A 14,142-nucleotide genomic window follows, 5' to 3' on the forward strand; every position below is an offset into this window, starting at 1 on the left:
ATTATATCACAGCAAATATGTAAGCACATATTTATGATGGGAATACTACTATTTTTATGCAATTTCTGATATAATATTTCTAAAAGTATGAATTAAAAATAAACTTAGGAGAATAAATATATGATAAAAATTATACGTGCCATTATAATTATATTTCTATTAATATTACTTATAAAAATAACAGTAATAGCAGTTAAGTTTTTACTACTTATAATAATTGCAGTTTTAATATTTAATGCTATAAAAAGCTTAATCTAAAATTAAACCTTTGTTCTCACTTATGGTTTTTTTGTTTTGAATACAACTCAGCCCACGCCGGAAAAAATCCAGCATTTATAGCAATATTTTGTGAATGTATATGAGATTCTACAGTCCCATAAAACGGAATCTTACCTCGTTTTAAAATTTCATCTTTCAACATTCCAACTAGATTTGTTCCTATACCCTTGCCGCGATGACCTGGCAACACATCAATACCAATTTGCCATATAGTCTTCCCATCTGAACTAGCTCCTGCCATACCAATTATATTATTTCCATCTAAAGCTGCAACTGAAAGCATGTCCGGATGGTTTTTGTCAAAAGCAAAGGCCTCTTTAAACCTATCATCATCTTTGAATTGTAAAATGTCATCATATTCATACCATTTTACATCAGTAATTGGTTTTATCTCTTCTAATTTAGGATTTGGAATATAATAATGATGCGCATCAGCAATTTCGTGACCAAATTCCTGTAATTTTTCATCTATTTTTCTAATATTTTGATATTGAAAAAACCAAGCTGCAGATTTATTTATAAGTTTCTCTTCACACCAAGGTATCATTTCTAAGGATGCGTTAATAATTAACTTATTTGCAAAACATACTGCTTTAAAGAAGCATCCATCACTCTCATATATACGCCTTCCCTTAATAAGCCTATTTTCAACTATTGTATTTTCCTTATTTTCAAAATCAGACACCTTGCAATTATAATCCAATGCTAATTGTGCCTTTGCTATTTCTAATACATATTTTTTTGTACTCATAATTTTATCCTCCTAAGCTCCTTTTATCTCTAAGCAGGCTTCAACTGCATACCAAAATAAATTTTCTCTTATTTCTTCTCTACTGATTTCTCTTCTTGCATCCCATTCTTCACAGCTTACATCATCGCCGCCACATAGAAGTTGTCCTAATATAACTTTTCTAAACTGTGAAATGGCAAAAAATGCTGCTGCTTCCATCTCAACAGTTAAACACCCTTCACTTTTTCTTATTTTAACTTTTTTAGGAGTTTCTCTATAAATTGCATCGGTAGTCCATGTTTTTCCTATAATATACCTACATTTATGTTTTGTTAACACACTTTCCATTGCCCTAACACCTTCTATGCTTGCATATACTTCTCTACTTGGTTCAATATAATGATAAGATGTACCTTCATCTCTTATAGCACAATCCGGCACTACAATATGTCCCACAGCAATCTCTTTATTTAACACACCTGCTCCTCCACAGGCAATAAACTTATTGCAACCTAATGCAATTACTCTTTCCAATAATATGGCTGCTATTGGTGCCCCTACTCCAGGATGAAATACAGCTATTTTTTTCCCTAAATATTTAACTTCATACAAAGGATGATTTCCCATTTCAGTTTGTAAATTCATTATTAACTTAGCTTTTCCTTCATTTTTTAGTTTTTCAATAACTTCACCGAAAAAACATGCCACAGCACATTCTGGAATATCTATCTTACTCATTATCTTACTTGGTTCAATTATTGCCTTTAATTCATTATCAAATTCTATAATTGGTATATCTCCACAAACTATTTCATTTGTAGAATTATTTTTTAAAATTGAATCTTTCATTCCCCATACACCTCATTTCAAAAATAAATATACCATTTGATGGATTTTTTTACAACAATACAAATGTTTTAAATACGGAATGATTTTAGGAATATAAATAATGTATAATTAGAAATAAAACAAATTATTTTAAAGGAGTTAACGTGCTATGGAAATAAAAAACATATCATATAAAAACAGAGATCAAATAAATCAATTCATAAATTCTCAGTGGTTTTCCACTACCATGGTTGTTAGAGGCGAACTTGTTGATATGACAGTATTAGATGGCTTTGTTGCTTACGAAAATTTGAATATTGTTGGATTGGTTACATATAGAATTAAAGATAATGAATGTGAAATCATATCTCTAGATAGTTTGAAGGAAAGACACGGTATTGGAACATCTCTTGTAAACAAGGTAATCCAAGTAGCAACTAAAAATAAATGCATAAAAGTAAAGTTAATATCAACAAATGATAATATTAACGCCATACGTTTCTATCAAAAACGTGGATTTGATATGGTTTGCATATATTATAACTCTTTGGAAATTGCTAGAAAAATAAAACCATCTATACCTATGATTGGAGAATTTAATATACCTTTAAAACATGAGATTGAATTTGAAATGCTTCTTTAATTTATACACCAAAATTATTTATAACACTTCATGTGTAACATAATTTACATCAGCGCATATTTTAATGTTAGGGCAATAATCATTTTTGCTCTAACACTAAAGTTAATAAAAAAAGGAAGGGATTTTATGGCTACAGTTACCAACACTGGTAATTTTTCTGATGACGATCTGTTTACCATAGATTCGGCATCTCCATCTTTAACAACAAATAGTTTACCATTAACTGTTACTCCTACTCTTACTCCAACTGCTGCATTTGTATCAGGTATTGTTAAATATACTTTTGCAATATTTAACGCTGATACTACTACGTCATATACACCTGTACAATTTCAAGATGTATTTGACAGTGTTCACCTTACAGTATTAAACACTGGTGCTCATGCTGTTACAGTAACTAATGGTGGTGCTGGCTATGTTATTGATACTACTACTACACCTGGAACAGTAACTATTACCGGAATCACAATTCCTCAAGCAACGGGTACTGCAGCAGATTCAACAACAACAGTAACTGTTTATTGCCAAGTAAAGGCATAAATTTTTAATAAGAGCTGAATTTTATATTCAGCTCTGTCTTACAAAATGAAAGGATGATATTATGGAAAAATCGAAATTTTATCCTCCATCTACATTTGTTAACTCCACAGCAAGTGTTACAATTAATGGTACTGCACCTGTTTCTGCTTCCATTAGGCTATATATAATAGAAACCTCCTGCTTAGTCTTAATGCAAACCGTAAACAGCTGTAAAATACCATTAGGTGATAATCTAACATATGTAATTTATGTACTAAATAAAATCAACTGTGATATATGTAATATTACATTAGAGGATAAAATTCCTAATGGATCTAGTTTTGTATATACTTGTGTTGACAATGGGGGATATGAATATTGTAAAGGAAAAGTTTTTTATAATATAGATATTATAAGACCCGGTACTTTCTCAAAAATCGTTCTATCTGTTAACCCTACTACCTTTGGAGACATGATTAACTCCATAGAAGTCACTTCTAAGGAACACATTAAATATACTGTAAATAATCCATCCAAAGTATGCTGCACAGTATTTTCACATGATAAAACTCAGGATATTCCTTACTATAGGTATTTTACGTGAAAGATGCACTAATGAGTATAAACCCAATATACGTGCATCATTTCTTTTATTGCAAGTTTATTTTACGTAATAGGACTTGAATCTGTATGTCCTAAATCACACACACCTTATTTTCAATTTAATTTATTTCAACAGCCTTTATAAAATTATATTTTTAAACATATCATATAATAATGATAATTCGTACTGACTTAATTTAATATGATATCGTTTTTCTATTTCTTCAAAAATATCCTTTGAAACATCATAAAATTCTTTTTCTTTATTTGTACATTCAATTTTATTTTCATTCTCATGATATTCTGATGTCATTAATCGTTCAATCATAAAAGCAATATGCATATATAAATTAAGCTTAATATAACCAACTAAATTCATATCATAATACTGCTCATATCTATAAGTAACATTTTCCACCTCATTAATTACAATACTTGGATTCAAAAATGTCAGCCTACTTGCAATACCTTCCATAGAAAAGAATTTTATAAATTCCCTTTTTAAATCTTCAAATTTCTGCTCATTAATTTCAGATTTTAATGCCTCCCATAGACACCTCTCACCTTTTCCATCTAATATATCATAAACATTTACCCAAAGTATATTTGTAATATTGGGTAAATTTGAAGTTGTAATTATTAATTTTGTATGTTTAAAATTGTCTTTATTTTTTTCTTTAATTAATTTTTTTAAATTGTTGTAATCCATTGTGATAACATCCATGGTCTCATTATTAATAAATCGAGTAATAATTTCCTTTATTTTATCAGAAATCCCAAGTCCCGACATACATGAAATAATAATGTTATTTCCTTGTGCAATCCCTTCAAAATATTGAACACCGATTTTATAAATATTCTTTGCCTGTTCTGCAATATACTTAAAAGATGTATTCTGAAGCATTTTCATACCAACATCCAAAGCAATTGCAGTTGTCACATTGTTCATAATAAGTAGATCCCCTGACAAGTGATTCTTAATAGAAGAATACATCTGATTTAAAGACCCCATATCCACTAACAAAATTACCCCTTTACTAGTATCCACTTTTTCAAGATAGGCATTTACTTTTTTTACAGTTTCCCTTAAAGATATATTCATAGGCATATCTATAGATTCAAATACAAAAGTACCACAATTTTGATTTGCTACAGATTGGATGCTGCTTGCCGTGGCATTTCCATGGGCTACAATCAGACCTTGAAGCTCAATGGTTTCAATAATATATTCTTGAAAGAAAAGAGTATTAATGATTTCCAAACATTTGCATGTCCCTGTTATTATTGCTCCAAGCTTTTCTTCTAGTTTCATAGCAACATAGTTAGCTTTTGGAGACACTAGTTTTATAAAGTTTATAATTTTATAGAAATCAAACTTTAGTATCATATCATCCTGAAATGTTAAAACCACACAATACATAAGCTTTAACGCTTCCTCTGAGCAATGAATTCCGTATCTTTCTGTAATCATTCTACACTTTTCTAGATAACTTTCTCTGATAAATAGATTCTGTTCCGAAAATAATAAATCTGAATGCTTTTTAAAATAATTGGTTAGTTTTTTAAAGGCAATTGCAAGCTCTAGTTTAGCGGTTTCAATATTTTCATAATAAATCTGAGAAATTTTTTGAAAAAATGTGAGAAACTTCTCCTTTACTTTTAAAACCTCCTCATCCTCAACCTGATATAGTTCTTTACTATATAATATTCTAAGAGGACTTAGTCTTCTGCTAGTGACATTAAACTTTATATCTGAAATATTAGGAATCTCCTCTAACATAATGTTCAAAAATGGCTGGTTTATTTGTTTTGTAAATGCATTGGCACAGCTAAGTTGAATAACATTTTGAAGAGTGCCAATATTCCCCTTAGGTTTTGAAAAGCATAGTGCCTCTACAACATGCTTATCTACTACAATATTTTTTTGTATTTTTTTTGCTTCTTTATAATAGAACAAGTGAAGCATCTGTAATCTCTCTACAAACGGACGGTTGATGATACTCTGAATATGAATATGAACAGCAATTCTACGCCTAAAGGTCTCCAATAATACCTCTTCAGTACGCTCCGTGGTAGCAAAAATAAATCGCACATCAGATTTTTTCCATTCATTATCTCCCAATTGACGATATTTTCCTGTGTCCATAAATATAAATAGCTTTTCCTGATTGGCATAAGATAATCTGTGAATTTCATCTAAAAATAGATATCCACCATCAGCTTGATTTAAAAGACCTTCCTTGTCATTGTTTGCACCTGTAAAACTTCCTTTTTTGTAACCAAGTAATGTAGCAGATAATAACTCAGGATTATTTGCATAATCTGCACAGTTTAACACTACAAATGGTGCTTTAGGTGAGATTACCTTTTGTTCCAAAGCATATTGATAAATCAGCTTAGCAAGAAAACTTTTCCCAACACCACTTTCACCTGTAATAAGTATAGGTAATCCATTAGGAGGGTAACTAACTGCAGCCTTACACTGTTCTACAATATTTTTTTGACTTCCATGACAACCAATTAAAACACTAAATGCATTTGTTTCTTGTTGGTAATTAATTTTTGTAATATTATCTTCACTACTGGTTTTAAGATTTTTATAATCTAATGTTATTTCTTCATTTTCGATTCCACGGGCATTTTTAATACTCCAATATACAGGTCTTGAATTTGTTTTTTGTACCAAATTTTGTTCAAATAAGCGGTTAAGGTAATGACTAATCACTTGACGGCTTAAATGTAATACATTTGACAATTCCGTTGCACTAATTTGTACATTTTCTCCACACATCTTTTTCATCATATCATAAACTTTATCTTTTGCCTGCATCTCGGTATTCTCCTTCCATCGTAACTTATTTTACAATAAATATTTTTATTTGCCTATGGATTTTTATTTAACTCTTCTAATAATAAATGCCTCATATGGTCTTAAATGCATATTCACACCTATTTCTTGATAGTTACTTATAACTTTATCCCACTTCTCATAAATATATGGTTGAAGAGGATCTAAAATTGTGTTTTCTTCTGAAAAATTAGCTACAACAAGCCATTTTTCATTTTCCAGTTCTCTTTCATATACATATAAACTTGGATGATCTTCCATATAAAGCTTAAATGTACCATCTGTAAGAATTTGTTCCTCATGACGCAACTTAATTAATTTCTGATAATAATAGAAAATAGAATTCTTATCCTTTAGTGCTTCTTCTACATTAATTTCAGAATATCGTGGATTTACTTTAATCCACGGTCTACCTGTTGTAAATCCTGCATTTTCAGATGTGTCCCATTGCATTGGAGTTCTAGCGTTATCGCGACTTTTCTTCCAAACTGCAGCCATAAACTCTTCTTCTGAAATAGATTTACTTTTCTGTACTAATTCCCTATATGCATTGTGAATCTCTACATCATCATATTCTTCAATCTTATAATGCGCATTTACCATACCTATTTCTTCTCCTTGATAAATATAAGGCGTTCCTTGCATACCATGAAGTATAGTGGCAAAGGCTTTTGCACATTCTTTACGATAATTTGTATCATTGCCCCAACGTGAAATTATTCTAGGCTGATCATGATTTTCAAAATAAAGAGCATTCCAGCCATGATTGCGTAATTTTACTTGCCAATTAGACAAAACACTCTTTAATTCTTTAAAATCTAAATCTTTGACAGCCCACTTTCTATTCGGAGAATTTAGAATCCTATCAAGATTCATATGTTCAAAGGTAATAATCATATTTAATTCTTTTCTTTCTGGATCTACAAACAATCTAGCGATATCTGAGTTAGATCCAGGTGCTTCTCCAACAGTCATACAGTCATATTTCGACAATACTTTCTTATTCATTTCCTGAAGATATTCATGAAGTCTTGGTCCGTTAGCATGCATAAAGCCTGTAATATATTTTTGGCCTAACTTTTCCGGATAATCTGGAAAATCAGTATATTTTGATATAGATGCAATTACATCCATACGCCATCCGTCTACTCCTTTATCCATCCAAAATTTCATTAGATCATAAACTTCTTTACGGACTTTTGGATTTTCCCAATTTAAATCCGGCTGCTTCTTTGTATAATAATGAAGGTAGTATTGATTTCTTTCCTTTGAATATTCCCACGCAGTTCCACAAAAGCTTGAGCCCCAATTGTTTGGTTCACTTCCGTCCTCCCTAGGATTAAGCCAGAAATAATAATCACTATATGGATTATCTTTTGATTTTTTACTCTCTTCAAACCAATAATGCTCGTCAGAAGTATGATTGGCAACTAAATCCATTACTATTTTAATTCCTCTATTGTGTGCTTCTTTAATTAAGTTTTCCATATCAGAATTAGTTCCAAATTTTTCATATATTTTTCTGTAATCGCTGATATCATACCCATTATCATCTTGAGGAGACTCATAGACGGGACTAATCCACAGAACATCAATTCCCAGATTCTTTAGATAATCCATTTTTTCTATTATACCATTTAAATCCCCATATCCATCACCATTTGAATCTTTAAAACTTCTTGGATATATTTGATAAACCACTGCTTTTTTCCACCAATTACTCATAGTAACTCTCCCTATTTTAAAATTAAATCATGCAATACCTAATGCAGAAATCAAAATTCCCAATACTATAACACCAATTAATAAAATATTTATGCTGACTTTCTTCTTTTGAAGTAAATAGAAACACAGAAGCGTTATCCCTAAAGGTATAATACCTATAAATATTTGATCAAGCATTCCTTGAAAATTAAGCACAGAAGCACCGCCCATTTTCAATTGAATAGTAGTCTTAAATGTTACCATCTGACTGGTCATTCCGCCTACCATGATTAAACCTACTATGCTTGCAGCCTTAGTCAATATATTTATTAATCCGCTAGAATAAAGTTTTTCTATATATTTTGCTCCCAAACTGTAACCTAAAAATGTTCCATAATATTTTACAGCTATGGACGGAATATTAAAAAGAAATAAAAATACAATTGGTGCAAGAACGTTTCCAGTTCTCCCCATACTAACAGCAACTCCAGCTGCAATAACTCTTATCACTCCCCAAAAAATAGAATCTCCAATACCTGCCATTGGTCCCATTAGACTTGACTTTACTGCATTAATAGATGTAGTATCAAAATCTTCACGCATACTGTTCTCTTTTTCCATAGAAGCTGTAAGCCCCATTATAAATGTAGACATAGGGATAGTTGTATTAAAGTATGACATATTACGTACTAACGCATCTTTTTTATCCTTTGGATCTTTATAAAATTTGTTGATGAAAGGCATCAATGAATAACAGAAACCTGAAGCTCCTTGTTTTGCAGGACTTACAGAAGAATACAATGTAAATGATCTCCAAAAAGTCTTCCTAAGCAATTTTCTTTCTCCTACTGGAATATCTTTAATTAAATTATTACTCATCGAAAAAATCCTCCTCTTCACTATTAGTAGCCTGAATATTTTGACTAACGCCAACTTTAACTAATTGACTTATGTTATAATCATTTGATGCAATAACAATTGCAAGTATTATTCCTAGCGCTGCAAGAGCTACAAGCGGTAATTTAAAGTATGCAACCACTACAAATCCCAAGAAATAAAATACAGCTATCTTATTGTTCCATAAAAGCTTTAATAACATTGCCATACCAACAGCTGGTAGTAAATTTCCACAGATTGTTAGTCCGTTTAATATAAAATGAGGAATTGAATTTAACAATGCTTTAACTGCATCAGATCCTACAAGAATACCAAAAAAAGCAACTAATGAATATAAAAACCAGTTTATAGTCCAAAGTCCAAAATGTAGCCCTGTTATTTTACCATCTTCTCCTTTTGCCGCAAGTTTATCAAAAACAGGTGCAAAGAAACCAACAAAAAAAATATATAAAAGATTCTTGATTTGAAGACCTAAAATCCCAATTGGTATAGCTAAGGTCAATGCAATTTCAGATCCTTTTCCAAGCATAATTGAAAAAGCTACGCCTACCGCAGTAGCAATACCAGGTTCAGCTGCCGATGCGCCTCCAATATTAACTACTCCCATGAATACAGCTTCAAGAGCTGCCCCTATTAAAACACCAGCGTGTAAATCTCCAAGCAGAAGTCCAACTAAAGGACCTATAACAATAGGTCTGTTAATCATGGTAAAGCCTGCCAGTTCAGCACCTCCTACACACACAAAAACAGCAAATGCTACTAAAATCGCCTGTACTACCATTTTTATTCCCCCTTATTATTAATATTATAAGTTCATCTTTTGAATAATTTCTTTCATTGGTTTTCTTTCATCTGAAGGAACCACTTGAAGACTTGTATTAGGCTCAATTTCTATAAGCTTTTTTAAAAAATTCATTTCATTCTTTGTAAGCATAACTGTTGGACTTATCGTTGTCTTTTCAGATACATCAATCCCATCGAATCTTCCAACATTACCTATATTCATATATTCTATACCTTCAGTATTCTCTCGAATTTTCAAAGCATCTTTAATAGTTCTTGTTAATACCAAAATTCTCATTTTTGATGCTTTAGGATTATTAAGTACTCCAATAGCCTCGTCAACAGATTTTACCAATAGCTTAATATTAGTTGGTACTGCCATTTTTAGTGTCATCTTCTGCATTTCATCCTTTGCAGCTGCATCATTTGCTACAACAATCCCTTTAATTCTAAGATCCTTTGACCATGCCATTGCAATTTGTCCATGAATCAATCTATCGTCTACTCTTAACGCTACTATCATTTTTCATACCTCCATTTATTTAACCTTCTAAAAACTCTTCATCATTTTTATCGTTTACATTGATTTCAACTAAATTCATCTGTTTTCGACTTTCTTCAATAATGTCCTTTATTCTCTCTTTAGTTACTGCTTCTGTTTCCATCAATACCGTCAATATGACAGGGAGATTAAAACCAGCAATTATAAATACATTTAGATTCGCTGCGTAAGCTGTAATCTTTTGGTTGACACTACCACCTAAAATATCAGTAAATACAAATACTTCTTCTTCCGACTTTATATTATCAAAAAACTTTGCAATACTCTCTGGTACATCCTCACCTCCTTCTACATAAGCATTAATACATGTAACATCTGCCATATTTCCTACTAAAAGTTCAATAGTGCTTTTAGCACCACTTGCTAAAGTTCCATGAGTTGCAATTAATATTTTTTTCACGCTCTTATACTCCTTCCCATTTAATGATGACCCATAAATATAATATTTCATCATTAAATTTATTCTAACAACTTACACTTTTATATACAGCAAATATCATGCCAACTTTTTTAGACTTTAAAAAAACTCTGTAAACATCTAGATTTTCGTTGTACTACCATGTATTTTAAATGTTAAGTTTAGACACTTAGAAAATAAGAACTGTATCTGTTTAAAAAATTATTTATAAAAGAGTCATTTGGACACTATTGTGTTTTGTGTCTAAGTAAAATTATTAGTTTATGTATACCAAATGCATGCCACATTAATTATTTAATATTGTAATTTATATAATTGCCCTTATTTTTTTGCATAAAAAATAACTAGGCAGTTTTAAATTCCTAGTTATCAATCTGTTATATTTAGTTAATCATCTGGCATATGTTCATTGATCTGTATTGTAATTTTGTGTATACTCAAAGAACTTTAAACATTTAACTTATCCGTTTGGCATGTCTACCATTGTTTTAAAAATCGTTGATTTGCTATTCAAATTAGTTGTTGCTAAATTTGGAGAAATTGTTAAAACCAACATTAAGAAGCATACCCCAATTATTAATTTTTTCATAATATTCTTTTTCATGATACCACCCCTAAATCTAATTTGTTAATTTTTCTTGATAACAACAAATATTTTTCACAATTTTTAATATCATCACTGTGCAAATATGCAATCGCTAGCTCATTATAAATCTTAACTAACTCCTCAGTGTCATCATTAATTTTTAATATTTCAATAATTTCATTGTAAATGTTTATTGATTTTTCTCTATTATTGATTTTTCTATATATTGAAATAAGTGCCCATTTTCCTTTTAATAAGTATTCTATACTATTGTATTCCTCAGCATATTTTAAACCTAACTTTAAGTTCTTAATTGCCTCGTCATTACCTAATTGCTTTAATAAAATAATTGCTTTTTCTATAAATACCACAGATAAAAAAGACTTATTACTTTCTTTTGAAAATTCTTCAGCAAGTTTAAAATATTTAAAGCTTTCTTCATAATTATCTTTAAAGGCATACGCCCTACCTAAATTAACATATGCATATCCTAAAAATAGATTTTTATTGTCTAGAATATTTGAAAGAACTTCAGTATATATTCTTATTACCTTGTCATATTCTCTTTTTTCCTCGTAACAAGTTGCTTTAATACCATGCGCAAAAATATATAACCTATAATCCTTATTTGGGTCACATACCAATAAAAACTTTTCAATTGTTTCTAAAGCTAAATCTATTTCATTTAACTTCTTATAGCTGTTTGCTAAAGAATATAAACATAATTTTTTAGTTTCAAAATCACTATACTCAGAACTATAATACTGACTTAATTGATAGTATTCAATTGCCGTAGTATACTTTAGAGCCTCTGCTTTACAAAAACCCATTTTCCAATAAACATAACCTAATTTTTCGTCCTTTTTAATGTCTATATATATTTCTTTGGCCTTTTTATAAATATCCCAGGCTACTTCAAATTCTCTTTCTTTAAAGTAGATTTCTCCAAGTTTACAATATGCATTTGCTCTAACTTCCAATAAATCATATTCGTCTGATAACTTAAAAATTTCGTTTATTTCTTCCTGTGTTATATCCTCATTTTTAAGCTTGTTCATACAATAAACTTCAGCATCTTCTCTTGGCGAACGCATCAAATAAGCTTCGTTTATATTTAAAATAATATCCAAGTCTTCTGCTTTTTCGTTGAATTTATCAACAAGTTTTACAGCCGTTGCATATGTTACGTCCCTCTTATTTGTCTCTATCATACTTATAAGTCCTCGTGTAACATTTTCTGTTTGCAATTCTTCTTGTGTAAGATTTAATTGAATCCTTAGTCTCTTAATCTTTTCTCCAGTAGTTAGAAAATTCATCATATCACCCCAATCCGTTTAAATTATACTTTAAATACATTATATTCCTTTTTTGATGTTTAGGCAACTTTATTGAATAATTTTAGTTACCTATTTTAATGTAATAATTTTATGGATAATCAGTGTAGCATCTATAATGAATTCTTATTAATGTTGTGTCTTCAAACAATCCTTAATTATCTTTCAAATTCCGTTTTCCACTTATCATTTCTAAGCCACTTGAATAACTTGCTTGATTGAATATAAATTTTTTGTTTATCATTATTAAGTTGAAGTACATCATGAACATAGCGAACTTCAAAAGATTTTCCATTATTCAAAACAAAATAAAATGCAGGTTGTATTGTTATTTCATGCTCATTGGAAGTTTTTATATACAGTATTGAAGGATTAATATTTCCATTAAATATTCCAATACTCTGTGACTTAGGTATTTCACCTTCATAAAGCTTAGCTTGCTGTAACCAAGAAGTAACTTCATATAATGTAGTCCTTTGGTTTTTAGGTACCCAGTAAAGTGATGCAGGGGAATCATCTACTAAACTAATAGTTCCACTATTTTTAATACTTTTTATTTTACTGTTTGAAATCACCTGAGTGGCGCTTGTCTTTGAAGCGTGAATTTGTTGACTATATTTTTCCCCGCAACTTGTCATGAAATTTAGCGACATTATCAATGTAACAATACAACAATAAATCATAATTCGTTTTCGATTCATAATAATATATCACCAACTCATAATATCCAAAAATTCTACTTAAATTATATAATTTAACAATAACTAGATTATACTCCCTCATAATCACAATTTAAATGTTTTAATTGTTATTTTTCATAAAATGTTGTAAAAATTCATTTGCATCGTTTCTTTTTCTAAACACCACTATTTTTTTGCGTTTATCCATCTCTACTTTTTCTAAATTTTTCAATCCTGAATTTTTAGAAAAGTTCCATATATATTTCATAAATTCAAAATCAATCTTTTCATAACATCCTTCTGTCATGTCTGTTCTTATTTTATTAATATTAGTAATCACTCGTTTTAAATACCTCATTATACAAATATATCTGCTTAATTTAAAGCAAATAATTGTATCAGCTTTTTCTGCACGTAAATTAATTGTACTTCCGTAATTGCCATCAATTATCCACTCTTCTGCATCTAGTAATTTTTTTTGCTTTTTTATCCACTCTTCTCTTGGTGTCTCAATCCATCCATAATTCCAATATTCCTTATCCAAATGAATAAGTGGAATACCAGTTTTTTCTGCAAGCTTTTTTGAAAAAGTACTTTTGCCACTACCTGGTGAACCTATAACCATTATTTTTTTACCTATACTACTCATACTTATCTCCTTACATCTTACTAACATTCTTTTATACGATAAAAACTACCCATTCACATGAGTAGTCTAAATTTTGGTG

Annotated in this window: 16 protein-coding genes; 4 read left to right on the top strand and 12 right to left on the bottom strand. The window is 30.1% G+C overall.

The window, feature by feature from the left end; all coding sequences use genetic code 11:
• Window positions 1-120 precede the first annotated feature (120 nt).
• Window positions 121-258 (top strand): hypothetical protein, encoded by a 138-nt coding sequence (locus tag B8978_RS19705; protein ID WP_176212597.1) that lies wholly within the window; start codon window positions 121-123, stop codon window positions 256-258.
• A gap of 16 nt (window positions 259-274) precedes the next feature.
• Here the strand turns inward: B8978_RS19705 and B8978_RS03735 are convergent, their stop codons facing one another.
• Both B8978_RS03735 and B8978_RS03740 read right to left on the bottom strand, forming a co-directional pair.
• Window positions 275-1,030: a GNAT family N-acetyltransferase gene (locus tag B8978_RS03735; protein WP_084113931.1), complete on the bottom strand. Its 756-nt coding sequence runs from the start codon at window positions 1,028-1,030 to the stop codon at window positions 275-277.
• A 12-nt stretch (window positions 1,031-1,042) separates the two neighbouring features.
• Window positions 1,043-1,858, bottom strand: coding sequence for a nucleoside phosphorylase (locus tag B8978_RS03740; protein ID WP_084113932.1), 816 nt, complete (start codon window positions 1,856-1,858; stop codon window positions 1,043-1,045).
• Window positions 1,859-2,006: 148 nt separating this feature from the next.
• Here B8978_RS03740 and B8978_RS03745 point away from each other — a divergent pair, with 148 nt between their 5' ends.
• The 3 genes from B8978_RS03745 to B8978_RS03755 all read left to right on the top strand — a co-directional run bounded on the left by B8978_RS03745 (window position 2,007) and on the right by B8978_RS03755 (window position 3,603).
• The gene (locus B8978_RS03745; RefSeq protein WP_084113933.1) at window positions 2,007-2,480 is read left to right on the top strand and encodes a GNAT family N-acetyltransferase; all 474 of its coding nucleotides are present in this window, start codon (window positions 2,007-2,009) and stop codon (window positions 2,478-2,480) included.
• A gap of 126 nt (window positions 2,481-2,606) precedes the next feature.
• On the top strand, window positions 2,607-3,020 hold the full coding sequence (locus tag B8978_RS03750; RefSeq protein ID WP_084113934.1) for a hypothetical protein: 414 nt from the start codon (window positions 2,607-2,609) through the stop codon (window positions 3,018-3,020).
• A 61-nt stretch (window positions 3,021-3,081) separates the two neighbouring features.
• On the top strand, window positions 3,082-3,603 hold the full coding sequence (locus B8978_RS03755) for a DUF11 domain-containing protein (protein WP_084113935.1): 522 nt from the start codon (window positions 3,082-3,084) through the stop codon (window positions 3,601-3,603).
• A gap of 138 nt (window positions 3,604-3,741) precedes the next feature.
• Here the strand turns inward: B8978_RS03755 and B8978_RS03760 are convergent, their stop codons facing one another.
• The 10 genes from B8978_RS03760 to B8978_RS03800 form a co-directional block, all read right to left on the bottom strand.
• Complete coding sequence (locus B8978_RS03760; protein WP_084113936.1) at window positions 3,742-6,432, bottom strand: sigma 54-interacting transcriptional regulator; 2,691 nt, start codon at window positions 6,430-6,432, stop codon at window positions 3,742-3,744.
• Window positions 6,433-6,495: 63 nt separating this feature from the next.
• Entirely contained in the window at window positions 6,496-8,175 is a 1,680-nt protein-coding gene (locus B8978_RS03765; RefSeq protein WP_084113937.1) for a glycoside hydrolase family 13 protein, read from the bottom strand.
• A gap of 27 nt (window positions 8,176-8,202) precedes the next feature.
• A complete protein-coding gene (locus B8978_RS03770) occupies window positions 8,203-9,033 on the bottom strand; it encodes a PTS system mannose/fructose/sorbose family transporter subunit IID (protein ID WP_084113938.1) in 831 nt (276 codons plus the stop codon).
• Window positions 9,026-9,832 (bottom strand): PTS mannose/fructose/sorbose/N-acetylgalactosamine transporter subunit IIC, encoded by an 807-nt coding sequence (locus tag B8978_RS03775; protein WP_084113939.1) that lies wholly within the window; start codon window positions 9,830-9,832, stop codon window positions 9,026-9,028. The genes B8978_RS03770 and B8978_RS03775 overlap by 8 nt, the downstream gene beginning before the upstream one ends.
• Before the next feature lie 24 nt (window positions 9,833-9,856).
• A complete protein-coding gene (locus tag B8978_RS03780; RefSeq protein ID WP_084113940.1) occupies window positions 9,857-10,357 on the bottom strand; it encodes a PTS sugar transporter subunit IIB in 501 nt (166 codons plus the stop codon).
• Window positions 10,358-10,376: 19 nt separating this feature from the next.
• A complete protein-coding gene (locus tag B8978_RS03785) occupies window positions 10,377-10,796 on the bottom strand; it encodes a PTS sugar transporter subunit IIA (protein WP_084113941.1) in 420 nt (139 codons plus the stop codon).
• Window positions 10,797-11,274: 478 nt separating this feature from the next.
• Complete coding sequence (locus B8978_RS19710) at window positions 11,275-11,418, bottom strand: hypothetical protein (protein WP_176212598.1); 144 nt, start codon at window positions 11,416-11,418, stop codon at window positions 11,275-11,277.
• Entirely contained in the window at window positions 11,415-12,716 is a 1,302-nt protein-coding gene (locus B8978_RS03790; RefSeq protein ID WP_176212599.1) for a helix-turn-helix domain-containing protein, read from the bottom strand. The genes B8978_RS19710 and B8978_RS03790 overlap by 4 nt, the downstream gene beginning before the upstream one ends.
• Before the next feature lie 176 nt (window positions 12,717-12,892).
• On the bottom strand, window positions 12,893-13,435 hold the full coding sequence (locus tag B8978_RS03795) for a hypothetical protein (protein WP_084113943.1): 543 nt from the start codon (window positions 13,433-13,435) through the stop codon (window positions 12,893-12,895).
• Between the two features lie 100 nt (window positions 13,436-13,535).
• Window positions 13,536-14,063, bottom strand: a complete 528-nt coding sequence (locus tag B8978_RS03800) for a DNA topology modulation protein (RefSeq protein ID WP_084113944.1) — start codon at window positions 14,061-14,063, stop codon at window positions 13,536-13,538.
• Window positions 14,064-14,142 lie beyond the last annotated feature (79 nt).

It is taken from the genome of Clostridium acidisoli DSM 12555 (assembly GCF_900176305.1).
Taxonomy (GTDB): domain Bacteria; phylum Bacillota; class Clostridia; order Clostridiales; family Clostridiaceae; genus Clostridium_I; species Clostridium_I acidisoli.